This window comes from Streptomyces sp. a15 (assembly GCF_059026085.1).
The window spans coordinates 39,409-61,715 of record NZ_JBWLKM010000015.1; the positions used below are offsets into that span (position 1 = coordinate 39,409).

A 22,307-nucleotide genomic window follows, 5' to 3' on the forward strand; every position below is an offset into this window, starting at 1 on the left:
CATCCGCCGACCCGGCCGCCCCCGCCGACCCCACCGTCACGAACGAGGAACATGACCACCAGCGCCAACGGACGCCGCCGACCGCCCACCATCCACGACGTGGCGCGGGAGGCCGGCGTGTCACGGGGCACCGTCTCCCGCTTCCTGAACGGCGGCCACTACGTCTCCCCGGCCGCCCGCCGGGCCGTGGAGGCCGCCATCAGGAAGACCGGGTACGTGGTCAACCGGCATGCTCGCAGCCTGAGCACCGGACGCTCGGACTCGGTGGCCTTCCTGCTGACCGAGCCGCAGGAGAAGTTCTTCGAGGACCCCAACTTCAACGTGCTGCTGCGGGGTTGCACCGAGCGCCTCGCCCAGCACGACATCCCGCTGCTGCTCATGCTGGCGGCGAGCGACGACGACCGGCGCCGGCTGACCCGGTACATCACCTCGGGCCACGTCGACGGCGTGCTGCTGGTCTCCAGCCACAGCGGAGACCCGGTCGCCGCCGAACTGCGCGACGCCGGCATCCCGTTGGTGGCCTGCGGCAAGCCGCTCGGGCTGGGCTCCAAGGTCAGCTACGTGGCGGCCGCCGACCGCGACGGCGCCCAGGAGATGGTCCGCCACCTCCTCGCCGGCGGCCGCCGCCGCATCGGCATGATCACCGGCCCGCTGGACACCCCGGGCGGCACCGACCGCCTGGCCGGCTACCGCGACGTGCTCGCCGAGGCGGGACTGCCCTACGACCCGGCGCTGGTGGTGGAGGGCGACTACCGCCGCACCGGCGGCGAACAGGCGGCCCGTCGGCTGCTGGCGCAGGCCCCCGACATCGACGCGGTGTTCGTCGCCTCCGACCTCATGGCCGCCGGAGTCGTCAACGCCCTGGACCAGTCCGGCCGTTCGGTCCCCGATGACATCGCTGTCGGCGGCTTCGACGACTCGGCCGCGGCCACCGCCGTCACCCCGGCCCTCACCACCATGCGCCAGCCCTACGACCGCATCAGCGCCGAGATGGTCCGCATGCTGCTCGCGCAGATCGCGGGGGAGGACACGGCGGGAGTGATCCTCCCCACGGAACTGGTGGTACGGGACTCCGCGTGACCGCGCCAACTGCCCTAACCGGAGCATGCGTCAACGCATGTGAAGGCTGTAGCCGTCCGGTTCGCGTCGAGTCGATGCGGCGTTCCATCCGTATTCTCTGATCATGGCCGCACCCACCGCATATTCACTCATCGCCACCGACCTGGACGGAACGCTGCTCCGAGGCGACGACACGCTGTCCGACCGGTCGCTCGCCGCGCTCGCGCGGGTGGCGGCGGCCGGGGCCCGGCATCTGGTGGTGACCGGCCGCCCGGCGCCCAGAGTGCGGCCGCTCCTCGACGACCTGGGCAGCAAGGGGCTCGCGGTGTGCGGGCAGGGCGCGCAGGTGTACGACGCCGGCGCGGACCGTCTGCTGTGGTCGGTCACCCTGGACCGGGAGCTGGCCGAGACCGCGCTCGGCAAGATCGAGGCCGAGATCGGCCAGGTGTACGCGGCCGTCGACCAGGACGGCGTCGACGGGCTGACCCTCATCGAGCCCGGCTATCTGATGCCGCACCCGACTCTGCCCGCCGTCCGGGTCGGGCGGCGCGACGACCTGTGGAGCGAGCCCGTCAGCAAGGTGCTGCTGCGCCATCCCGACCTGTCCGACGACGAGTTGGCGGCGACGGCGCGTTCCGTGGTGGGTTCCCTCGCCACGGTCACCATGTCGGGACCCGGGACCGTCGAACTCCAGCCATGCGGCATCACCAAGGCGACGGGCCTCGCCCTGGCCGCCGACCATCTCGGGCTCGGCCCCGAAGAGACCATCGCCTTCGGGGACATGCCCAACGACATCCCCATGTTCGACTGGGCCGGCCACGGCGTCGCCATGGCCAACGCCCACCCCGAACTCAAGTGCGTGGCCGACGAGATCACCTTGTCCAACGAGGACGACGGCATCGCCGTCGTCCTCGAAAGACTGTTTCCGCAGCGGTAGTCAGGCTCAGTACGCCCCGAAGACGTTGTCGATCGAGCCGTACCGCGCGGCCGCGTAGTTGCAGGCGGCGGTGATGTTCGCGACCGGGTCGTACGGGTCCCACGACGTGCCGTCCACGTGGTACGCCTGGAAGGTCGGGTCGATGGTCTGGAGCAGGCCCTTGGAGGGGGTGCCCGCGGCGGCGTTGGAGTCCCAGTTGTTGATGGCCCGGGGGTTGCCGGAGGACTCGCGGATGATGTTGCGGTAGATGCCGTCGTACGAGCCGGGGATGCCCTTCTGCGCCATGATGTCCATCGCCTCGCGGATCCAGCCGTCGAGGTTGTCCGCGTACGTCTTGGCGGAGGCCTGGGTGGCCTTGGCGACGGACTGGGCGGACTTCTTGGCGGACGTCGAGGCCTTGTCGGCCGTCGTGCCGGCCTTCTTCGCCGTCTTGACCGTCAGCTTCACATCCGGGTGGATCAGCCGGGGGTTGTCGCCGATGACCTTGCGGTTGTCCTTGTAGAGCTGGCGCCAGCCGCCGGGAGTGTCGTACTTGTCCGCGATGCCGTAGAGCGAGTCGCCCTTGGCCGTGGTGTACGTGACGGACTTGACCTGTGCTGCGGCCGGCGCGGCGGCGGGGGCCTTGGCCGGCTGTGCGGCGCTCGCGGTGGTCGCGCCCAGGAGCGGGAGGGCGAGGGCGGCGACGCCTGTTCCGGCGGTGACGACGCCTCGGGTGAGCGGGTTGGTGCGGGTACGACGGTGCTTGCCTCGTGCGGGCATGGCGCTGTTCCTCTCCGGCGCCTACGAGGTGAGCTGTCGGGTTCGGGCGGGAGCTGCCCGGCCGTACCGCCGTGAGGCGGCGCGACTTAACCCCTAGCCGTACCGGCGTGATGTCCGGTCCGGCGCTTACCTGGGTCCCCCGCTCCTGCCGTGCGGTGTTGGTCGATGAGTGTTCTGTAGGGCGGCGGCAGGATTAGGCGTCCGCCCGACAGGCCCGGAACGTATGCGAGAGCACATGGCCGAAACAAGTGGCTGATTCACACTTCGACCCTGTGACCTTGATCTGAGGCATTTGGGGTGCTTGATCCTTTGCGGTTGCCAAGGCTCAACTGGCGCGAAAGGCAAGGCGAAACGCGGACGTGCGGAGGCGCGGCCCCAAGTGGCCGCAAGTGACCCAACTCACGGGCAAGTACAAGGGTGGCCAAAACGGGCAATGGGCCCAACTCGTAGTCAACCGGCCGTCCGTGGAATCCGCTTCTCCCACGTCCGGTGGAAGACGACCTCGTCGCCGTCCGTGCAGATCACCTCGTTTGAGGTGGAAAAGTCCGTTCCGTCACAGCTGATCTCCGACCGTGTGCGGACCGTTGCCCGCCAGGCGAGCTCCGGCCGGTGCAGCGCGACCGTCCAGTCCGAGCGGGCCCGGGCCGACAGGGGGTCCGACTCGTTGATCGTGTACGTCTCCAGCGCGTCCTCGGTGAACTCCAGACCGTCGGGATACACGCGGGTGCCGCCGATGGGGGTCCCCCCGCTCGAGCGAAGTCGAGAGTGGGGGAGCGGATCGACCTCCAGCCGCCACTCGCCCTTGGCCACATCGCGGACGACCAGCCGCTCGGGGCGCGGTTCGTCGAGCGTGACGGGGACGTTGACGCCGAGCGGCTCGGACTGCTCCGGTTCCTCGAAGGCGATGCCGGAGGCGGACTCCCTTGTGCGCACCGGGAGTTCGAGGAAGCTGCCCACCGGGTCCAGGGTGAAGCCGGCCGCCGAGTCGGGCTGCGGCCAGATCCACGGCCAGTACGCGGAGGAGACGGCCAGCCGGACGAGGTGACCGGCCGGGAAGGCGTGCCCGATGCCGTTCAGCTCGAACTCCACGTCCTGAGTGACGCCCGGCTCCCACGGCACCGCCCGGTCCCGCCCCTGCCGCGCCGACAGGTTCAGTACACCCCGGGTGACCAGCGTCGAGGCGCCGTCCGGGGCGACGTCGCACACCCGGGCGATCACCTGGCCGCGCGGCACCTCGGAGGTCAGCCTGAGCCGCACCCTCGGCCGCCCCAACACCCAGGTCTCCTCGTCGGCTTCGAACTCGAAGCACACCGACCTCGCGTCCTCCTCCCGCTGGTCGGGCGGCAGGTCGGCGTCGTTCCCCAGGGGGAGGAAGCGGCCGGCGTCGACACCCGTGTGCTGCGGGGAGCGGACCAGGAGAGGGGCGCCCTCGAGGGCGTGCGAGACCATCGAGACGTTGGGGGAGGGCCAGGCGGGCTCGCCGACCCAGCGGCCGGGCAGGGTGTCGTAGACCGTGGCCGGGGGGTGGGAGTCGCTGACGTAGGCGCGGAGCAGCGGCTCGCGCATCGCGCCCGATTCGACCCCTTTCAGCCAGTGGTCCCACCAGCGCAGGGTCTCCTGGAGGAAGCCGATCGCCGGGCCGGGCGGCAGACCGCGGTCGGGGTACTGGTGGGACCAGGGGCCGATCAGGCCGCGGACGCGGTCGGCGGGCAGGTGCTCGACGAGGCGGAGGACGGTGTCGCGGTACGGGTCGTGCCAGCCGCCGACCGCGAGGACGGCGGCGTCGATCGCGCCGTAGTCCTCGCGGACGCTGCCGTGCTGCCAGTAGCGGTCGCGGGTCTGGTGGTCGAGCCAGGTGTGGATGAGGGGGGCGACCTCCTCCAGGCGCTTGAGCCACATGTCCCGCCAGGCCTCGCCGACGTACCGCGGATCCGGCGGGCGGGAGGCGAGGGCCAGCAGGGCGGCCGCCCAGGCGTGCATGTCCACCGCGAGGACGGAACCTCCCAGGTAGTGCACGTCGTTGTCATAGCGGTCGTCGGTGGAGCAGACGGTGACGACCGCCTTGAGCGGCTCGGGTGCGAGGGCCGCGATCCGGAGGGAGTCGAAGCCGCCCCAGGAGATGCCGAACATGCCGACCTTGCCGTCGCACCAGGGCTGGGCCGCGAGCCATCGGACGACCGCGACGCCGTCCGCCAGCTCGGTGGCCGAGTACGCGTCGTCCGGCATGCCCTGACTGTTGCCGTGTCCGCGTACGTCCACTCGTACGGAGGCGTACCCGTGGCCCGCGTACCAGGGATGGCGTTGCCAGTCGCGGGGCGCGGTCCAGTCGGTCAGGCGGTACGGCAGGTATTCGAGGATCGCGGGTACTGGTTCGTCCGTGAGGGGGCGCCACACGCGCGCGTAGAGGAGCGTCCCGTCCGGGAGCGGGATGCGGAGGTCCTCGTGGGTCGTCTCGTAGGGGAAGGACGTACGGATGTGCATGAGCGTGACCCCGTGAGTTCAGTGGACCGGGTGCGTGGTGTCCGGGGTGAGGGCGAATTCGGCCGTGTGTGTGCGTCCGGTCAGGTGACGGCCGCCCGTCACGCGCAGGACCGGGCCGATCTCCGGAGGCGGCCGGCTTCCGGGCTCGGTATCGACGGTGGTTCGCGACACACTCCACTACTTCCAGGTAAATCGGCAGATATCCATTCTTTTAGAGTGATCAAAAACATACCCGTCGTGATCCGATATCGCCCGGGCTGCACGGGCGGGCGCTATCGGTGATCGAAACGTGACCGGATACGCTGACTTGAGTGATGGCAGCGACCTATCGACAAACCGTGTAATCGCCAGTAGACACAGCAGACAGGAGATCCCTCGTGACCGTCGTCGGGCCGTTCGGGCTGAGCGTGCGGGACCAGGCTCTGGAAGCCGATGTCCAGGCCGGATTGGCGGCTGTCGAGGAGGGACTGCTCGAAGCCACCAAGAGCGAGGTCCCCTTCATCACGGAGGCCGCCCAGCATCTGGTGCGGGCGGGCGGAAAGCGGTTCCGGCCGCTGCTGGTGATGCTGTCCGCCCAGTTCGGCGACCGTTACGCGCCGGGGATCGTGCCGTCGGCGGTGGTGGTGGAACTGACCCACCTGGCGACGCTGTACCACGACGACGTGATGGACGAGGCCGAGGTGCGGCGCGGAGTCGCCAGCGCGAACGCCCGCTGGGGCAACTCGGTCGCGGTCCTCACCGGCGACTTCCTGTTCGCGCGGGCCTCGCACATCCTGGCCGACCTCGGGCCCGAGGCGGTCCGGGTCCAGTCGGAGGCGTTCGAACGGCTGGTGACCGGGCAGATCCTGGAGACCGCCGGTCCGACCGACGGCCGCGACCCGGTCGAGCACTACCTCGACGTCCTCGGCGGCAAGACGGGATCGCTGGTGGCGGTGGCGTGCCGCTTCGGGGCGATGATGTCCGGCGCCGACGAGACGGTCGTCGACGTGCTGACCCAGTACGGCGAGCGGCTCGGCGTCGCCTTCCAACTCGCGGACGACGTGCTGGACATCGCCTCCGACTCCCACGAGTCCGGGAAGACGCCCGGGACGGATCTGCGCGAGGGCATCCCGACCCTGCCGGTCCTGCGGCTGCGCGAGCGCGCGGCCCGGCTCGGGCTGGCCGAGGACATCGCCCTGTGCGAACTCCTGGACTCCGACCTGACCGACGACGCCCTGCACGCGAAGGCGCTGGAGGGCCTGCGGGCGCATCCCGCGCTGGAGCACGCGCGGCGTGACACGGTGCGGTACGCGAAGGACGCGCGGGCGGCCCTTGCCCCCCTGCGCGAGTGCGACGCGAAGGCGGCGCTGATGGAACTGTGCGACGCGGTGGTACACCGGGCGGGCTGACCTCGCCCCCGCCGCCCCTACCCGTCCCATCCCAAGGGGCGCTGCCCCTTCGACCCCGCCAGAGGGCTCCGCCCCCTGGACCCCCGGGCCTTCGCCCACCCGCCGCCCGTCTCGGTCGGATGAGTGGGGACCCTCTACCTTCCGACTCGGTCGGGCGACAGGTAGCCCTCGACTTTCACCTCTCGACCGACCGAGTCGGGTGGCGGGTGGGCATAGGTCCGGGGGTCTGGGGGCGGAGCCCCCAGGAACGCGCACCCCCACACACCCGCAGCAAAGCGTGACGCAGGTCACATTCCCGGCCCGAGTCCACACGGTCATCAGCCCCGTATACCTGCTCATGCGCATGAACGCGATCATCACCGCCGTCACTGTGGCCGTCGGCGGCCTCGCCGCCACAGCGACCCCTGCCTCCGCCTCCGCCTCTGCCGACGCCGCCGGAGGCGACAGCACCGTCCTCGCCGCCAGCCTCCGAGGTGCCAGCGAGGTACCGGCCGAAGGCGACAAGGACGGCGCCGCGCTCCAGTTCGTCAAGGTCGACGGCGACAAGGTCTCCGTCGCCGTCAAGTGGCGCGGCACCGACAAGCCGACCGCCCTCCACATCCACCAGGGCGCCAAGGGCACCAACGGCGGCATCAAGGTGGACTTCACCGAGCTGCTCAAGAGCAAGAGCAAGAGCAAGAGCAAGGCCCGTACCGTCACCGGAACCGTCAAGGTCAAGGACCCGGCCCTGCTCGACGCCCTCAAGACCGACCCCAGCTCCTTCTACGCCAACCTGCACACCGCCGAGTTCCCCGGCGGAGCCGTCCGCGGCCAGTTCCACAAGGTCACCGTCGCCGCCTTCGACTTCCGCGACGCCCTCGACAACTTCCAGGCGTCCGTCCTCAAGGGCAAGCAGATCTACGAGTGCAAGCCGGTCGAGGGCGGCGGGTACGCCTTCGCCCAGCGGGACGTCAGCGCCGTGCTCGGCGCCGGCATCGCGCACTCCTTCGTGGCGCCCAACTCCGGTACGCCGCAGTGGATCGCGCCCGACCGCAGCGCGGTCACCGGGGCCGTCATTTCCAGGACCCCGAACGGCACCGGCAACATCCCCGAGCTGGACATCAAGGCCACCCAGTCCGGCAAGCAGCACGGCCTGTTCGCCGGCACCACGGAGATCCTGCGGCTGAACACCGTCGGCGGTGTCGCCCCGGCCGGTTCCTGCACACCGGGCACGACCGTCGGCGTGCCGTACCAGGCGGACTACGTGTTCCTGCGCGGCTGAGCAACCGACCACCCGACGGCGGCGTCTGCACCCCAACCCCTACGGGTCGGGGGAGGCGCCGCCTCCGCGTGTCATACCCCAGGTGTACGCGGAGTTGAGCCCGCGGGTTGACGAATCATCGCGGCGGATTTGGTCAGATGGACATCAGAGAAAAACACCACTCCTCACCGATTCGGGTGAGAATGGCGGCTACGGGGTTGACGTACGGGAGTTGGACCAGCCGCCGCCGACGACGGAGGTAAGGCACACATGGCACCGATCGAAACCGACGACAGCACGACCGCCGCGGAGCTCGACGAGCTGCGCGCGGCGCGGCGGCGCAAGGCCGCTCGGTACGTCGTCCCGGTCGCGGTGATAGGGGTGGCGGCGGCGACCATCGGGCTCGTCCCGGCGCTCGCCGACTCCGGCGACCCCGACCTGCCGAAGGTCAGCGCACAGGAACTCATCGAGAAGATCGCCGCGTCGGACGTGGAGCAGCTGTCCGGCACAGTGAAGATCAGCACGGATCTCGGACTGCCCGACCTCGGCGGTCTGGAGAGCAGCCTGACCTCCGGCGCCATGGACTCGGGCGAGGGCGGCTCCTCCGCCGACCCGTCCGCCAAGCTCACCGAACTCGCGACCGGCACGCACACCCTGCGGGTCGCGGCCGACGGCCCGGACAGGCAGAAGCTGTCGCTCCTGGAGAGCGGCTCCGAGTACAGCGTGATCCACGACGGCAAGGACGTCTGGGGCTACGACAGCAAGTCCAATGAGGTCTACCACTCGACCACCTCCGACAGCGGCAAGGCCGAGAAGGGGCAGGACGTCCCGGCCACGCCGAAGGACATGGCCGAGGAGGCCCTGAAGGCGGTCGACGACACCACCTCCGTGACCGTCGACGGCACCGCGCAGGTCGCGGGCCGCGACGCCTACCGGCTCGTCATCAAGCCCAAGGACTCCGGGTCCACGGTCGGCCAGATCACCATGGCCGTCGACTCGAAGACCGGGCTGCCGCTGAAGTTCACGCTGACCCCGGCGAGCGGCGGCGCCGCCGTCATCGACGCCGGTTTCACCCAGGTCAGCTTCGCCAAGCCGGCCGCGTCCGCGTTCGACTTCACGCCGCCCAAGGGCGCGAAGGTCACCGAGGGCGAGACCATCGAGAAGGGCGCGCACGGCGAGCACGGTGCGCACGACGGCGCGGGCGCGAAGCCCGAGGAGGACCTCGGCAAGGGCCTCGACGGCCTCAAGGTCATCGGCGAGGGCTGGAACTCCGTCGCCACCTTCGACACCGGCGGCGAGGGCATGCCCTCCGGCTCCCAGGTCGGCGGCGACATGGGCGGCTTCCTCGACTCCCTCGGCGACAAGGTGACCGGCAAGTTCGGCTCGGGCACGGTCTTCTCGACCCGCCTGGTCAACGCGCTGATGACCGACGACGGCAAGGTCTACGTCGGTGCCGTCAGCAAGGACGCCCTGGTCAAGGCCGCGAACGCCGGGTAGTAAGGCACCCATGAGCGAAACGCCGGCCACGGAGCCGGAACCGGAGCAGCAGAGCGCGGGTGACGGCGTCATCGTCACCCGCGCGCTCACCAAGCGCTACCGCGGCGGGCAGCTCGCCGTCGACGGTCTCGACCTGGCCGTCCCGGCGGGCAGCGTCTTCGGCTTCCTCGGTCCGAACGGCTCGGGCAAGACCACCACCATCCGCATGCTGATGGGCCTCATCGAGCCCACCTCGGGGTCGGCCCGCGTGCTGGGCCGGCCCATGCCGCGCTCGGCGCGCGCGGTGCTCCCGCACGTGGGCGCGCTCATCGAGGGCCCGGCGCTGTACGGCTTCCTCTCCGGCCGCGACAACCTGCTGCGCTACGACGCTGCCGACCCGACCGCCGACCCGCGCACCCGGCGCACCCGCGTCGCGGCGGCCCTGGACCGGGTCGGCCTCGCGGCGGCGGCGGGCAAGAAGGCGAAGGCGTACTCGCTCGGCATGAAGCAGCGGCTCGGCCTCGCCGCGGCGCTCCTCCAGCCGCGCAGGCTGCTCGTCCTCGACGAACCGACCAACGGCCTCGACCCGCAGGGCATGCGCGAGATCCGTTCCCTGATCCGGGAGCTGGCCTCGGACGGCACCACGGTCTTCCTCTCCTCCCACCTCCTCGACGAGATCGAGCAGGTCTGCACGCACGCGGCGGTGATGGCCCAGGGCCGCCTGATCACCCAGGGCCCGGTGGCCGACCTGGCGGCGGGCACCCGCGGCCGGCTCGTCGTGACGACCCCGGACCCGGCGGACACGGCCCGGATACTGAAGGAGCAGGGCGCGGCCGACGTGGTCATCGCCGAGGACCGGGTGAGCGCCGAGCCGCCCCAGGACCGCGACCTCGCCGAGGTGAACGCCGCGTTGGTGACGGCGGGCGTCCGTGTCCGCGGCTTCGGCGTCGAACGGGCCTCGCTGGAGGACGCGTTCGTGGCGCTGACGGGGGAGGGTTTCGATGTCGCAGGCTGAGGCCGTACGTACGTCGACGGCGCAGGCTCAGGCTGGCCGTACGCCGAGCGTGCTGTGGACCTTCGGGTTGCTCCGCAACGAAATGTGGACCACCTTCCGCCGCTGGCGCACCCTCGCCCTCCTCGGCGTGCTGGCCGCCGTGCCGATCCTGGTCGGGATCGCCGTGAAGATAGAGACCGGCGACGGATCGGGCCCCGGCGGCGGAGGCGGCGGAGCAGGTCCGGCGTTCATCTCGCAGATCACCAACAACGGCCTGTTCCTGGTCTTCACCGCGCTCGCCGCGACCCTCCCCTTCTTCCTGCCGATGGCCATCGGCGTCATCGCGGGCGACTCGATCGCCGGCGAGGCCAACGCGGGCACCCTCCGCTACCTCCTGGTCGCCCCCGCCGGCCGCACCCGCCTGCTGCTCACCAAGTACGCGACCGTGCTGGCCTTCTGTCTGCTGGCCACCCTCGTGGTCGCCGTCTCGGCTCTCACGGTCGGGGCGCTGCTCTTCCCCCTGGGCGACCTGACGACCATCTCCGGCACGCAGATCAGCTTCGCCGAGGGCCTGGGCAGAGCGCTGCTGATCGCCCTGGCCGTCGCCGCGTCACTGGTGGGCATGGCGGCCCTGGGCCTGTTCGTGTCGACCCTCACCAGCAGCGGCATCGCGGCGATGGCGACCACGGTCGGCCTGCTCATCACCATCCAGATCCTCGACCAGATCCCCCAACTGCACGCGATCCAGCCGTACTTCTTCTCCCACTACTGGCTGTCCTTCGCCGACCTCATGCGCGAGCCCGTCTACTGGGACGACCTGGTGAAGAACCTCGGCCTCCAGGCCCTGTACGCGGTGGTGTTCGGCTCGGCGGCCTGGGCGCGGTTCACGACGAAGGACATCGCGTCCTAGCGGTCACTCGGTCTCGTACGGTCATCGGTCTCGTACGGTCACTCGGTCTCGTACGGGAAGCGCGCGAGCGGCGTCTCCCGCGCGAAGAACGTCTTGGCGCGGCCCAGGGCCTCGGTGTCCTTCAGTACGTCACCGGGCCTGCTGCCGTTGCCGAGCAGCACTCCGCCGAAGTGCATCCCCATGTACGCGGCCGAGTGGTTGAGCGTGCCGACCAGCGGATCGGCGACCTCCTCTTCCTCGTGCGCGAGGACGGTGATGCCCCACAGCGTGCGCCCGGCGAGCGTGGCCTTGAAGTCCACGCCGGGCGTGCGCAGCCAGCCCGACCAGTAGTCCAGGTAGCGCTTGACGGGTGCGGAGACCGAGTACCAGTACAGCGGCGACACGATCACGATGTCCGTCGCCGCGAGCGTGGCGTCGAGCAGCAGCGCCACATCGCCCTCCGTCGGGCGGACGTGGTCGCTGTCGTGCCGCAGGTCAACGAAGTCGGGCAGCGGATGCTCGGCGAGGCTGATCCACTCCTGTTCGACGTCCGCGGGAAGCTGCTCGGCGGCCTCGCGGGCCAGCATCTCGGAGTTGCTCTCGGTGCGGCTGCTGCCCAGGACGAAGAGGAAGCGGCGGGCCATGGGGTCCCCCAGGTGGTCGGCGTGCGGCGACTACTTGCGCTTGCAGTATATGCGTACGCATTCAATGCGCAATCGTACGGAGCAACAGGTCCTCCCGCCCGTGCGGTGCCACGATCTGGAGCCCGACCGGACACCCGTCGCCGCCGAACCCCGCCGCCATGCTGACCGCCGGGTGCCCGCTCAGGTTGAACGCCCAGGTCAGAGCGGTGGAGTAGCGGTCGCCGGGGCCTTCGTGGCCGTGCGGGAGGGTGGGGGTCGTCGGGGTCAGCAGCAGGTCCGCGTCGGCGAAGAGGGCGGCCAGGCGGCGGTCGTTCTCCGCGCGGGTGCGGTGGGCGGAGGCGAGGTCCGCGCCGGGTGACCGGAGGGCGAGCCAGGCCGGGGCGGGGTCTTCGAGGCGGAGGGGCGCGGACGGCCGTACGAGCCGCAGGGCACCGGTTTCCGCGAGGCGTACGGCGGCAGCGTGGGCGACCGCCGCGACGGCCGGGTCGAGATCGGGGCCGGCGAAACCGAGGTCGGGCGACCAGACGGCGGTGGGGGAGGGCGAGCCACCCGCCGCAGGCGTAGCCCCGGCCCCGGCCCCATGTGCGGCTCCCTCCGCCGGCGCGTCCCCCGAAACCACCCGCCACCAGACCGCCGCATCCGACGCGCACCGGGTCAGCACGCCGGGCGCCGTGAGCCCCGTGCGGTCGGCCGCCGGCAGCCGTCCGTTCGTGACCTTCAGGCCCACCACACCGCACCAGGCCGCCGGAATCCGCACCGACCCCGCCCCGTCGCTCCCGGTCGCGAGCGGCACCAGCCCGGCGGCCACCGCGGCGGCCGACCCGGCCGAGGAGCCGCCCGGCGTACGGTCGGCCCGCCACGGGTTGACGGTACGGCCATGGGCGCCAAGTCCCCAGGTCTGCCAGGGAGTTCCGGGACCGGGCACGGCCGTCGCACCCACCGCGACACACCCGGCCGCGAGTAGCGGAGCCGCCGTACGCAGCCCGTGCCGGCCCTTCACCCCGACCGGCACCCCGGCCAGCGGCAGCCACTCGCCCGCCGCCACCCGCGCGTCCACCTCACCCGCCCGCCGCAGCGCCTCCTCACCCCACACCTCGACGAACGCGCACAACTCCGGGTCCACCCGCCCGATCCGCTCCAGCGCGCCCGCGACCACGTCGACCGCACACAGCGCACGCGACCGTACGGCGGCGGCGGTCTCCTCCGCCGAGAGGGCGGCGAAGTCGGAGGGGGAGGAGTGGTTTTCGGAGAGGAAGGAGTGGATGGCTGGTACGGCGGCTGTCATACGGCGATTCTCGGCAATGCCCGACTCTCGGCAATGCCGGTGAGGCAGCAGGGAGTTGGAGTTGGACCACCGCTCAACGCGACCGCCCCGCCGCCCCCGTCAGGCGGGCCAGCGCCTCCGTCTCCCGAGGCGGCGTACCGGTCAGGTCGCCCAGGCGCCAGGCCGGCACCCAGGGGACGCGGTGCACGTCGATCGCCGAGTCGATCACCTTGATCCGCTGGGCGAGCGGGCGCGGCAGCCGGCCGGGGGCGTCCGCGACCAGGACGACCGCGTCGAGGCCGAGGCCGGGCGGAGCCTCGCCGCGCCGGAAGAGCTCCAAGGTGTGCAGGGCGGCGCTCAGTCCGGACGCGTGGGTACGGGCGACGAGCAGGACCGACCGCGGGGCGGCGGGGCCGGGCCAGTCGCGTCCGCAGTCGTGGCCGCCGTAGACCCTGGCGAGGGTGGAGGTGCCGGCCCCGCCGTGCGCACCGACGAAGGAGTGGCGCGGAGGGCCGGCGGCGCCGAGGACAGGCTCCGGCGGCCAGCCCTCCGGTGTGGCCACCGGCCCGCGCAGCCAGATCTCAGGCCCTCGCCGTATGTCCCTCCGTATGTCTCTCCGTACGTCCGTCCCCATGTCCCGCTCCTCCTCGCCGTCCCCGACACCCGCCTGCTACCCGCTGCTGCCCGGTGACGCGCACGGCATCGGGCACGTGTTCTGACGTGGCATGAGTTCCTGGAACGAGTCTGTGACGTCGCAGTGACGTGAGAACCGTGGGGGAGCGGAGAGACTCGACAGTACGTGTACGACCGGATCATGCGCTGAGGGTGCGGAAGCCCGACGCGGGAGGGAGCACCATGGAACCCGAACGCGTTGTCCGGCGACTCCCCGACACATCCGAGTGAGGGAACCGATGGCTCGACTCAGCCGCGACAAGAAGCGGGACCAGCAGCGCGCCGCGCACCCGGCCACCCCCGCGCCGACGCCGATCGACGTCCACGTCCCGGCGTCCGGTACGGGCGCGGGCGCGGCGTGGGTCGGTGACGTACGGATCGTCGCGGCCCCCGGCGAGGAGGTCCAGCAGGCCGTCCTCACCCACCTGCACCACATCGCCTTCAGCACCGGCCACGCCGTCCACGCCACGATCCACGACGAGCGCATCGGCTACGTCGTCCCCCTCCAGGTCGACCCGGACGGCGCGAGCCACTTCACGTCAGACCCGGTACCGATGGCTCCGCCGGTGGAGCGGGGGTCTTCTGCGGGGGCCGATTCCGAGCAGCCTGGTGGACCTGGGGTGTCTGGTGTGCCCGTGCCGGGAGAGCCGGACCGGTCCGGGGTGCCCGTGCCGCCCGGCATGCCGGCTTCCTCCGACGGCCCCCCGGCCGCCGCCGAGCCGCAGCAGCCCCGGCGCGATCTGCCCACGCACCTTCTACGGCCGGTCGACGAGCCCGTGCGGGACGCGGTCCCCACGTTCCGGATGCGGGCGGTGCCGGAGGCGGAGCCGGCCGACGAGGCGGGCCCCGGCCTTCCTCAGGGAGCGGCTGCCGAGCCCGAGCCGCAGGGGGACGCGGCCCCCGCGTTTCCGCCCCCGGCCGGAGAGTCGTCCTCGGCCGGAGAGTCGTCCTCGGCCGGCGAGCCGTCCCCGGCGGGTGAGTCCCCCCATGCCGGTGAACCGCCGTCGACCGGGTACTCCCCTCCGACCTTCCCCCTCCACTCGCTCCCGGACCCGCCCCCTGGTCACGCCCCCGGCACCGTCGCCCCGCCGACCGGCGTGTTCGGCCCGCCGCCGGTGATGGACGCGAGGCCGGAGCCCACAGAGTCCGCGCCCCCTGCCCCGCCCGGGCACCCCGCCCCCCGCGAGCAGGCCACCCCGCCCGCGCAGTCCTTCCCGCCCGTACAGTCCACCCCGCCCACGCAGGCCACTCCACCTGTGCAGGCCACCCCGCCCGCGCATGCCACTCCACCTGCGCATGCCACTCCGCCCGCGCATGCCACTCCACCCGCGCAGGCCACTCCGCCCGCGCCCCCCGCCACACCCCCACCCCCCGCCACACCCGCACGCCCTACCAGGCCCGCCTCCTTCCTCCTCCCCGACCTCGTCCCGGATCCCGCACCGGACCCCGACCCCAAGCCCACCCCACCTCGCGGCTTCGACGCCGTCGCCGAAGCCGTGCTCGGGGACGGCCCGCTGACCGTCGCGGCCGGCGACGGCACCGCACCCCCGCTGCTCGCGGAGCCACTCGCTCACATCAACGAGGCCGTGAAGGCGGGGCGGACGGACGCGGCGGCGGAGTTGGCGGACCGGACCCTGGCACAGGCGTCCGGGGCGCTGGGGCCGGAGCACCCCGAGGTGCTGCACCTGCGCGAACTGGCCGCGTACATCGCCTACTTGGCGGACGACCCGGTCCGCTCCTTCCAGCTCTCCCTCGACCTCGCCCACGCCCGCCGCCACACGCGGGACGCGGAGGCCGCGTACGGCAACATCCAGAGCGCGTTCACCGCCTGGCGTGCCGTACGCGACCCCCAGCTGGGCCTGGAACTGGGCCACGCGTTGATCGGCCTGTGGACCGAGCTCACGGCCGAGGACGGCCCCGCCGCCGACGACATCGAGCAGTTGGACAAGGCCCGCGCCCGCATGGGCCGCCTGACCGAACGCGCTCAGAGCGCCCGTTGAGGGGACGGTCCTACGCCGACAGCTCCCACACCGCCGCAGATGATCCGCGCTCATTGCACGCAGAACTCGTTCCCCTCCGGATCCGCCATCACCACCCATTCACCCCCCGCTTCCTTCACCTCCCGCAGTGCACTCGCCCCGAGCCCCGTCAGCCGCTCGACCTCGGCCGCGCGCCGGCCCTCGCCCGGGTGCAGATCGAGATGGACCCGGTTCTTGACCGTCTTCGCCTCCGGCACCCGCTGGAACAACAGCCGTCGCCCCCGCCCGGCCCCGCTCTCCTGCTCGTAGGGGTCATCGGGATGCCGTACCCCCGCCAGATCCCGCCAGGCCCGGCGGCCGTGCGACTCGAGGGTGAGGTCGGCCGGTACGGCCCCGAGGCCCAGCAGCTTCTCGATCAGCGCGCTGTGGTCCTCGACTTGGTAGTTCAGCGCGGCGGCCCAGAAGTCGGCCTGTGCGTGCGGGTCGGCGGCGTCGATGACGAGCTTCCAGTGGACCGGCGTTGGTGTGACCTGTGTCATACAACCAGTTATAGTGGTTGCTCGCGGACCTCGTGGCCTGGTCAGGCCGGAACAGACTGGGGACGGACTCGAACTCGCCGTGAGCGACAGCGAGGTGGCCCAGGCGCGGCAGCTTCGCGACTCCCTGCTCCTGCTCGCCGCCGACCGTGCCCACGGCCGCCCGCTCCAGTCGGCGCACCTCGACAACGTCAAGGCGGCCGCGGCCGAACCCCCGCTGATTCCGCGCATCGCCCCGGACGGCACCGCCACCCGGACCCCGGGCGCCACGGGCACCTTCCTCCTGTCCACGGTCGCCCGGGACGCGATCGGCCTCTTCACCGGCCCGTACGCCGACCGCGTCCGCGAGTGCGGCTCCGACAACTGCCGTCTGCTCTGCGTGGACACCTCCAGGCCCGGCCGCCGCCGCTGGTGCGCGAAGGAGCACTGCGGGAACCTGGCGAAGGCGCGGGCCTTCCGCTCGCGGCAGGTCACCGAAGAGCGCTGGCCTCCGCCTCCCGTACGTCGTACGTGGCCCGTGCCACCGCGATCTCCTCCTGGTGGACCTCCGTCCACTTCACCAGGGACTGGATCGTGGCGTGCAGCGTCCCGCCCAGCGGCGTCAGCTCGTACTCCACCCGCGGCGGCACCACCGGATGGACCGTCCGCTTCACCAGCCCGTCCCGCTCCAGCGAGCGCAGGGTCACGGTCAGCATCCGCTGGCTGATCCCGTCGATCTCCCGGCGCAGCTCGGTGAACCTGAGCCGCCGGTGCTCCAGCAGCGCGATGACCAGCAGCGACCACTTGTCGGCCACCCGGTCGAGGATCTGCCGTACCTGGCAGTCCTCCCGGGTGTCCCACTGGAAGGGGTCGGCATCGCCGTAGTCCACGGTGCCCGCGCAGTTACTCGGTGACTTTGAAGTGCCTTCTTCCATGTCTGTCGATGCTGCCGCACGCTGAAGTCGGTTACAAGAGGGAACCGACCCTCATCCCCGTAACCGCCCCTAGATGTGGAGTACTGCCATGGGCACGCGCGCGTGGGCGCTGTTACTCGTCCTCTGCGGAACGATCTTCCTGGAGGGCATCGACGTCGCGATGATGGCGATCGCGATCCCGTCGATCAGATCCGACCTCGGCCTGACGACCGGCACGGCGGCCTGGGTGATGAGCGCCTACGTCCTCGGGTACGCCGGTTTCACCCTGCTCGGCGGCCGGGCCGCGGACCTGCTCGGCCGCCGCCGGATGTTCCTGATCTGGCTGACCGTCTTCCTGCTCTTCTCGGGGCTCGGCGGCTTCGCCACCGAGGGCTGGATGCTCGTCGTCGCCCGCTTCGTGACCGGCGTGTCCGCCGCGTTCATGACGCCGGCCGCCATGTCCCTGATCACCACCTCGTACGAGGAGGGCCCGCGGCGCGACAAGGCCCTGCTGGTCTTCGCCGGCACCGCGGCCGGCGGCTTCTCGCTCGGCCTCGTCGTCGGCGGCCTGCTCACCCAGCTCGGCTGGCGCTGGGTGTTCTTCGCGCCCGTGCTGCTGGCGGGCGCGCTGCTGCTGGCGGCCGTACGAGTGGTGCCGGCGCAGGATGCTCCGGTCGGGCGGCGCCGTGGCTTCGACCTCCCCGGCGCGAGCACCGCCGCCGGCGCCATGCTGCTGGCCGCCTACACCGTCGTACGCCTGGAACACGGCCTGGACGGCTGGCGGTTGACGGCCGCGTCCGCCCTCGCGGCGCTGCTGCTGGCCGCCGTGTTCGTCGCCGTGGAGCGCCGGACGGCCGCCCCGCTGGTCCGGCTCGGCATTCTGCGCATGAGCTCCGTCGTACGCGCGGACCTCGGCGCGCTGCTGTTCGTCGGGGCTTTCTTCGGCTTCCAGTTCGTGGTGACGCTGTACTTGCAGGAGCTGCGCGGCTGGTCCTCGCTCCAGACGGCGATCGCCCTGGTGATCATGGGGTGCGACGCGGTGCTCGCCCCGACCCTCACCCCGAAACTGGTCGCCCGCTTCGGCAACACCCGCGTGATCGTCGGCGGCTTCGTGCTGGCGGTCGTCGCGTACGGGCTGTTCCTGCCGGTCGGCATGGACTGGTCGTACGTCGCGATGTTCCCGACGCTGATCATCGCGGGCACGGCCTTCGCGCTGGCATACGGGCCGCTGGCGATCGCGGCGACGGACGGGGTCGCCGAGTCCGAGCAGGGGCTGGCGAGCGGGCTGCTGCACACCGCCACGCAGTTCGGCTCGGCGATCGGGATCTCGGCGGTGACGGCCGTCTACGGCTTGGCATCCACGGGGTCGGGCCCCGAGGCGACGCTCTCCGCGTTCCGTACGGCACTGCTGGTGCCCGTCGGGATGGTGGCGCTGGGCCTGTTCATCTCGGCCCTGAGCGTGCGGGCGGAGCGGCGGGCGGTGCGCAGGGCGTCCCAGGTGAGCAGCGTCAGCGCCAGCCAGACCAGCGCGAACCCGGCCCAGCGCTCGGGCGGCATGGCCTCGTGGAAGTAGAAAATGCCGAGCAGGAACTGGAAGACCGGGGCCAGGTACTGCAGCAGCCCCAGCGTGGACAGGGGCACACGGATCGCGGCCGCGCCGAAGCAGACGAGGGGGAGCGCGGTGACGATGCCGGTCGCGGCGAGCAGGGTCGCGTGGCCCGCGCCCTCGTCGGCGAAAGTGGAGTCGCCCTGCGCGCCGAGCCACAGCAGATAGCCCAGCGCGGGCAGGAACTGGATCGTGGTCTCGGCCGCCAGCGACTCGACGCCGCTGAGGTTGACCTTCTTCTTCACCAGGCCGTACGTGGCGAAGGAGAAGGCGAGGGTGAGGGAGATCCACGGCGGGCGGCCGTAGCCGACGGTGAGCACGAGGACCGCGGCGAGACAGACGCCGACCGCCGTCCACTGCACGGGCCGCAGCCGCTCCTTCAGGAGCAGGACGCCCATGGCGATGGTGACCAGCGGGTTGATGAAGTAGCCGAGCGAGGCCTCGACGACGTGACCGGAGTTCACCGACCAGATGTAGACGCCCCAGTTCACGGTGATGACGGCCGCGGCCACGGTGATCAGCGCGAGCCTGCGCGGCTGCCGCAGCAGCTCACCGACCCAGGCCCAGCGCCGGATGACGAGGAGCGCGACGGCCACGAAGGCCAGGGACCACACCATCCGGTGGGCGAGGATCTCGACCGCTCCGGCGGGCTTCAGCAGAGGCCAGAATAGGGGAACGAGCCCCCACATCCCGTACGCCGCGAAGCCGTTCAGCAGACCTATGCGCTGCTCGCCCTTCGACGTCCCGGCCACGGGCCCCTCCTTCTCACATCCAGCTCGCCTGCAAGAAGGTAACGCCGAGCACCCCCGTCTGTCATGTCCGTATCGGCATACGGTCATGACAGACGGGGGTGACCCGGACCCCAGGGCCCTACCGGGGGAGTCCGGCCCTGGGGTGCTTCATCTGCTCCATTGCTTCATCTGCCCCGTCGTGCGGGTCAGCCCTTGAGCGCGACGGCGATCGCCTCGGTGAGCGGCGTGGTCGGGCGGCCGGCCAGACGGGACAGATCGCCGCTGGACACGACCAGCTCGCCCTTCTCGATCGACGCGTCCACGCCGGCCAGGGTCGCGGCGAACGGCTCCGGCAGCCCGGCGCCGGTCAGGATGCCGATGAGGGCGTCGGTGGGGACGGCGGAGTAGCCGATCTCCTTGCCGGTCTGCCGGCTCAGCTCGGCCGCGTACTCCGCGAAGCTCCACGCCTCGTCGCCGCCCAGCTCGTACGTCTTGTTCTCGTGCCCCTCGCCGGTCAGTACGGCGACCGCGGCGGCCGCGTAGTCGGCGCGCGAGGCGGAGGAGACCCGGCCCTCACCGGCGGCGGCGACGACCGCACTGTGCTCCAGCACCGGGGCGAGGTTCTCGGTGTAGTTCTCGTGGTACCAGCCGTTGCGCAGCAGCGCGTACGGCACACCGGAGGTGGTCAGGGCCTCCTCGGTGCCACGGTGGTCGTCGGCGAGCGCGGCGGTCAGGGCGCCCGGAGCGCTGGTGTAGGCGAGCAGCGCCACTCCGGCCGCCTTCGCGGCGTCTATGACGATCGTGTGCTGCTGGACGCGGCCCTTGTCGAACTCGTTGCCCGAGATGAGCAGCACCTTGTCACCGGCCGCGAACAGCCCGTCGAAGGAGGCCGGGGCGTTGTAGTCGGCGAGCGCGATCTTCACGCCGCGCGCCGCGAAGTCGGCGGCCTTCTCCGCGTTGCGGACGACGGCGGTGATCTGCTCGGCCGGGACCTTCTCCAGCAACTGCTCCACGACGTGGCGGCCCAGGTTTCCGGTGGCTCCGGTGACAACGATGCTCATGATCTGCGATCTCCTTGTGGGGTGCGTCTCTGCCGCTAACCATAGGGTGTGCGCTAACTCTGCGAAAGTACCCACTTTGAAGTAAGGTACTGGCATGGCAGTAAGCAATGAGGTGAGCGTCCCGTCGACGGGTCCGTTGGTCGCCGAGGAGATGTGCCCGCACCGCCTGGTCCTGGAACACGTCACCAGCCGCTGGGGTGTCCTGGTCCTGATCCAGCTCCTCGACCGCCCCTACCGGTTCAGCGAGCTGCGCCGGGCCATCGGCCGCGTCAGCGAGAAGATGCTCACCCAGACCCTCCAGACCCTGGAACGCGACGGCCTCGTCCACCGCGACGCCAAGCCGGTCATCCCGCCGAGGGTCGACTACTCCCTCACCGGCCTGGGTCGCGAGGCGGCCGTACAGGTGCGGGCGCTGGCGGTGTGGACCGACGCGCGGATGGGGGAGGTACGGAAGGCGCGGGAGGTGTACGACGCGCGGAAGATGGCGTCTGAGCAGGGCTGACGCGTCCGGCGAGGGTCGAACGAACGTATGCGGGCGGCGCCCGCGGGGCACACGTATGGCAGGGCGCCGGTCGATGTGAGCCTCACGTCCTCCAATGCGCCCTCCCTCCGCCTCCCACGCCGCCTTGAGCCGCAGGGCACGCTGGAACGCGGAGTGCCACGCCTACTGTGCACCGGCCTGCGATGCCATCAATATCGGCGCACGGTAACCGGATCCAGGGGGATGCCTTGACATGGGCACACGGAATTTGGCCGCGCACAGGGTCGGCTCCGCCGTGGTGGCGGGGCTGGGTCGAATGAGGGCTCCCTTCGTGCGCGGCGGCCGTCATCGACGACACGAGGAACTCCTGCTCGAACTCGTCCGTCAAGTCGCCGGGATGACCGCGGAGCTGCATCGCGCCAACCTGCTTCAGCACCACCGCCTGATGATGGACCAATGGGACCGTGCCATCGACGACCCGTCGTTCGCCGCGGTTCTGAGCACCCTCGACGGGATCTCCGAGGCGAAGCGCCGGCAGATGCTCTTCGCCAACCGCGCCTACCAGACGGTCCTGCTCGCCCACAGAGTCGGCATCGTCGACCAGGACGAGCTGCTGGGCCACCTGCGGATGCAGTGCCGCAGCGATCTCTTCCGGGAGTTCTGGTCACGCACGGTCGAGCACCGGCGCAGCCTCAAGGCCGGCTCGCTGGAGAAACGTATCGGCGAGGCGGTGGACATCCTTCTGGACGAGTTGGCCGACGACCCTGACGAGTGGTGGATCGTGGGGCCGGGGCCCACTGCGCCGGACGCGCCGTGCGACTGAGGTGTGCGCCGTGCGGCTGACTCATGCGCCCGAGTGGTCGGACAAGGGACGGCGCACGGGTGTACTTGTGCGTGATGGGCAGGTTGTTCGGTTAGAGCTTCACGGTGCGTAATGACCGGTTGCCTGCCCGTATCGCCCGTATCGCCCGTCGCCTGGGCGCCACCCCCCAGCAGAGGGGAAGTCTGTCCGGTGAGTCCTGCCCTGACCTCTTCGAACTTACGGACGGTGATTTCGCGGTCATCGGCACCGAAGCCACCGCCGCCCTGGAACCCCACCTCCCCCCGGACGCCTCCCGCGCAGACCACGAGCGCATCGTCGTCATCACCCGCGAGACCCTGATCCGCGCCAAGAAGGACATCCCTGACGCATGACGTCACAGGGCCCGGCGCCGTGA

Annotated in this window: 20 protein-coding genes, 2 pseudogenes and 1 riboswitch; of the genes and pseudogenes, 13 read left to right on the forward strand and 9 right to left on the reverse strand. The window is 71.3% G+C overall.

What is annotated here, in order from left to right:
* Positions 1–51 precede the first annotated feature (51 nt).
* Both AC5P09_RS17875 and AC5P09_RS17880 read left to right on the forward strand, forming a co-directional pair.
* Positions 52–1,080 (forward strand): LacI family DNA-binding transcriptional regulator, encoded by a 1,029-nt coding sequence (locus AC5P09_RS17875; protein ID WP_493874865.1) that lies wholly within the window; start codon positions 52–54, stop codon positions 1,078–1,080.
* A 103-nt stretch (positions 1,081–1,183) separates the two neighbouring features.
* Complete coding sequence (locus tag AC5P09_RS17880; RefSeq protein ID WP_493874866.1) at positions 1,184–1,996, forward strand: HAD family hydrolase; 813 nt, start codon at positions 1,184–1,186, stop codon at positions 1,994–1,996.
* A 6-nt stretch (positions 1,997–2,002) separates the two neighbouring features.
* Here the strand turns inward: AC5P09_RS17880 and AC5P09_RS17885 are convergent, their stop codons facing one another.
* Positions 2,003–2,755 (reverse strand): transglycosylase SLT domain-containing protein, encoded by a 753-nt coding sequence (locus AC5P09_RS17885; protein ID WP_493874867.1) that lies wholly within the window; start codon positions 2,753–2,755, stop codon positions 2,003–2,005.
* Positions 2,756–2,760: 5 nt separating this feature from the next.
* Positions 2,761–2,929, reverse strand: a riboswitch (cyclic di-AMP (ydaO/yuaA leader).
* Between the two features lie 276 nt (positions 2,930–3,205).
* Complete coding sequence (locus AC5P09_RS17890; RefSeq protein ID WP_493874868.1) at positions 3,206–5,236, reverse strand: CocE/NonD family hydrolase; 2,031 nt, start codon at positions 5,234–5,236, stop codon at positions 3,206–3,208.
* Between the two features lie 377 nt (positions 5,237–5,613).
* Here AC5P09_RS17890 and AC5P09_RS17895 point away from each other — a divergent pair, with 377 nt between their 5' ends.
* The 5 genes from AC5P09_RS17895 to AC5P09_RS17915 all read left to right on the forward strand — a co-directional run bounded on the left by AC5P09_RS17895 (position 5,614) and on the right by AC5P09_RS17915 (position 11,244).
* Positions 5,614–6,624, forward strand: coding sequence for a polyprenyl synthetase family protein (locus AC5P09_RS17895; protein ID WP_307676651.1), 1,011 nt, complete (start codon positions 5,614–5,616; stop codon positions 6,622–6,624).
* Positions 6,625–6,901: 277 nt separating this feature from the next.
* Positions 6,902–7,885 (forward strand): CHRD domain-containing protein, encoded by a 984-nt coding sequence (locus tag AC5P09_RS17900; RefSeq protein WP_493874869.1) that lies wholly within the window; start codon positions 6,902–6,904, stop codon positions 7,883–7,885.
* Positions 7,886–8,134: 249 nt separating this feature from the next.
* Entirely contained in the window at positions 8,135–9,361 is a 1,227-nt protein-coding gene (locus AC5P09_RS17905; RefSeq protein ID WP_493874870.1) for a LolA family protein, read from the forward strand.
* A gap of 10 nt (positions 9,362–9,371) precedes the next feature.
* Entirely contained in the window at positions 9,372–10,355 is a 984-nt protein-coding gene (locus AC5P09_RS17910) for an ABC transporter ATP-binding protein (protein ID WP_406494635.1), read from the forward strand.
* A complete protein-coding gene (locus AC5P09_RS17915) occupies positions 10,342–11,244 on the forward strand; it encodes an ABC transporter permease (RefSeq protein ID WP_493874871.1) in 903 nt (300 codons plus the stop codon). Before AC5P09_RS17910 ends, AC5P09_RS17915 begins: the two co-directional genes overlap by 14 nt.
* Positions 11,245–11,282: 38 nt before the next feature.
* Here the strand turns inward: AC5P09_RS17915 and AC5P09_RS17920 are convergent, their stop codons facing one another.
* From AC5P09_RS17920 to AC5P09_RS17930, 3 genes are all read right to left on the reverse strand, one after another.
* A complete protein-coding gene (locus AC5P09_RS17920) occupies positions 11,283–11,867 on the reverse strand; it encodes a flavodoxin family protein (protein WP_493874872.1) in 585 nt (194 codons plus the stop codon).
* Between the two features lie 61 nt (positions 11,868–11,928).
* Positions 11,929–13,152 carry an amidase family protein gene (locus tag AC5P09_RS17925; protein WP_493874873.1) on the reverse strand — a complete coding sequence of 408 codons (1,224 nt, stop codon included), beginning with the start codon at positions 13,150–13,152 and terminating at the stop codon, positions 11,929–11,931.
* Between the two features lie 73 nt (positions 13,153–13,225).
* Entirely contained in the window at positions 13,226–13,765 is a 540-nt protein-coding gene (locus AC5P09_RS17930; RefSeq protein ID WP_493874874.1) for a DUF6668 family protein, read from the reverse strand.
* A gap of 277 nt (positions 13,766–14,042) precedes the next feature.
* Between AC5P09_RS17930 and AC5P09_RS17935 the strand changes: the two genes are divergently transcribed.
* On the forward strand, positions 14,043–15,803 hold the full coding sequence (locus tag AC5P09_RS17935) for a tetratricopeptide repeat protein (RefSeq protein ID WP_493874875.1): 1,761 nt from the start codon (positions 14,043–14,045) through the stop codon (positions 15,801–15,803).
* A 50-nt stretch (positions 15,804–15,853) separates the two neighbouring features.
* Here AC5P09_RS17935 and AC5P09_RS17940 read toward each other — a convergent pair whose 3' ends face one another.
* Positions 15,854–16,321 (reverse strand): VOC family protein, encoded by a 468-nt coding sequence (locus AC5P09_RS17940; protein ID WP_493874876.1) that lies wholly within the window; start codon positions 16,319–16,321, stop codon positions 15,854–15,856.
* 23 nt (positions 16,322–16,344) lie between these two features.
* On the opposite strand from AC5P09_RS17940, the pseudogene AC5P09_RS17945 reads away from it, so the two are divergent.
* Positions 16,345–16,796, forward strand: a pseudogene (locus AC5P09_RS17945) (CGNR zinc finger domain-containing protein); the annotation flags it as partial.
* Here the strand turns inward: AC5P09_RS17945 and AC5P09_RS17950 are convergent.
* A complete protein-coding gene (locus tag AC5P09_RS17950; RefSeq protein WP_493874877.1) occupies positions 16,789–17,232 on the reverse strand; it encodes a winged helix-turn-helix transcriptional regulator in 444 nt (147 codons plus the stop codon). The pseudogene AC5P09_RS17945 and the gene AC5P09_RS17950 sit on opposite strands and share 8 nt — an antisense overlap.
* A 163-nt stretch (positions 17,233–17,395) precedes the next feature.
* Between AC5P09_RS17950 and AC5P09_RS17955 the strand changes: the two are divergent.
* Positions 17,396–18,475, forward strand: a pseudogene (locus AC5P09_RS17955) (MFS transporter); the annotation flags it as partial.
* Between the two features lie 80 nt (positions 18,476–18,555).
* Here AC5P09_RS17955 and rarD read toward each other — a convergent pair.
* Both rarD and AC5P09_RS17965 read right to left on the reverse strand, forming a co-directional pair.
* Complete coding sequence (rarD, locus tag AC5P09_RS17960; RefSeq protein WP_493874878.1) at positions 18,556–19,569, reverse strand: EamA family transporter RarD; 1,014 nt, start codon at positions 19,567–19,569, stop codon at positions 18,556–18,558.
* Positions 19,570–19,754: 185 nt separating this feature from the next.
* Positions 19,755–20,609, reverse strand: a complete 855-nt coding sequence (locus AC5P09_RS17965; protein ID WP_493874879.1) for an SDR family oxidoreductase — start codon at positions 20,607–20,609, stop codon at positions 19,755–19,757.
* A gap of 94 nt (positions 20,610–20,703) precedes the next feature.
* Here AC5P09_RS17965 and AC5P09_RS17970 point away from each other — a divergent pair, with 94 nt between their 5' ends.
* The 3 genes from AC5P09_RS17970 (at position 20,704) to AC5P09_RS17980 (ending at position 22,284) form a co-directional block, all read left to right on the forward strand.
* On the forward strand, positions 20,704–21,111 hold the full coding sequence (locus AC5P09_RS17970; protein ID WP_493874880.1) for a winged helix-turn-helix transcriptional regulator: 408 nt from the start codon (positions 20,704–20,706) through the stop codon (positions 21,109–21,111).
* Between the two features lie 232 nt (positions 21,112–21,343).
* The gene (locus AC5P09_RS17975) at positions 21,344–21,913 is read left to right on the forward strand and encodes a DUF6082 family protein (RefSeq protein WP_493874881.1); all 570 of its coding nucleotides are present in this window, start codon (positions 21,344–21,346) and stop codon (positions 21,911–21,913) included.
* A gap of 131 nt (positions 21,914–22,044) precedes the next feature.
* Positions 22,045–22,284: a hypothetical protein gene (locus AC5P09_RS17980; RefSeq protein WP_307680172.1), complete on the forward strand. Its 240-nt coding sequence runs from the start codon at positions 22,045–22,047 to the stop codon at positions 22,282–22,284.
* The last annotated feature ends 23 nt before the right edge of the window (positions 22,285–22,307 follow it).

Bases quoted from the DNA above. Each gene is read 5' to 3' on its own strand.
- AC5P09_RS17875 (WP_493874865.1), top strand. From the start codon at position 52: ATGACCACCAGCGCCAACGGACGCCGCCGACCGCCCACCATCCACGAC.
- AC5P09_RS17880 (WP_493874866.1), top strand. From the start codon at position 1,184: ATGGCCGCACCCACCGCATATTCACTCATCGCCACCGACCTGGACGGA.
- AC5P09_RS17885 (WP_493874867.1), bottom strand. From the start codon at position 2,755: ATGCCCGCACGAGGCAAGCACCGTCGTACCCGCACCAACCCGCTCACC.
- AC5P09_RS17890 (WP_493874868.1), bottom strand. From the start codon at position 5,236: ATGCACATCCGTACGTCCTTCCCCTACGAGACGACCCACGAGGACCTC.
- AC5P09_RS17905 (WP_493874870.1), top strand. From the start codon at position 8,135: ATGGCACCGATCGAAACCGACGACAGCACGACCGCCGCGGAGCTCGAC.
- AC5P09_RS17910 (WP_406494635.1), top strand. From the start codon at position 9,372: ATGAGCGAAACGCCGGCCACGGAGCCGGAACCGGAGCAGCAGAGCGCG.
- AC5P09_RS17915 (WP_493874871.1), top strand. From the start codon at position 10,342: ATGTCGCAGGCTGAGGCCGTACGTACGTCGACGGCGCAGGCTCAGGCT.
- AC5P09_RS17920 (WP_493874872.1), bottom strand. From the start codon at position 11,867: ATGGCCCGCCGCTTCCTCTTCGTCCTGGGCAGCAGCCGCACCGAGAGC.
- AC5P09_RS17925 (WP_493874873.1), bottom strand. From the start codon at position 13,152: ATGACAGCCGCCGTACCAGCCATCCACTCCTTCCTCTCCGAAAACCAC.
- AC5P09_RS17930 (WP_493874874.1), bottom strand. From the start codon at position 13,765: ATGGGGACGGACGTACGGAGAGACATACGGAGGGACATACGGCGAGGG.
- AC5P09_RS17935 (WP_493874875.1), top strand. From the start codon at position 14,043: ATGGCTCGACTCAGCCGCGACAAGAAGCGGGACCAGCAGCGCGCCGCG.
- AC5P09_RS17940 (WP_493874876.1), bottom strand. From the start codon at position 16,321: ATGACACAGGTCACACCAACGCCGGTCCACTGGAAGCTCGTCATCGAC.
- AC5P09_RS17950 (WP_493874877.1), bottom strand. From the start codon at position 17,232: ATGGAAGAAGGCACTTCAAAGTCACCGAGTAACTGCGCGGGCACCGTG.
- AC5P09_RS17965 (WP_493874879.1), bottom strand. From the start codon at position 20,609: ATGAGCATCGTTGTCACCGGAGCCACCGGAAACCTGGGCCGCCACGTC.
- AC5P09_RS17970 (WP_493874880.1), top strand. From the start codon at position 20,704: ATGGCAGTAAGCAATGAGGTGAGCGTCCCGTCGACGGGTCCGTTGGTC.
- AC5P09_RS17975 (WP_493874881.1), top strand. From the start codon at position 21,344: ATGGGCACACGGAATTTGGCCGCGCACAGGGTCGGCTCCGCCGTGGTG.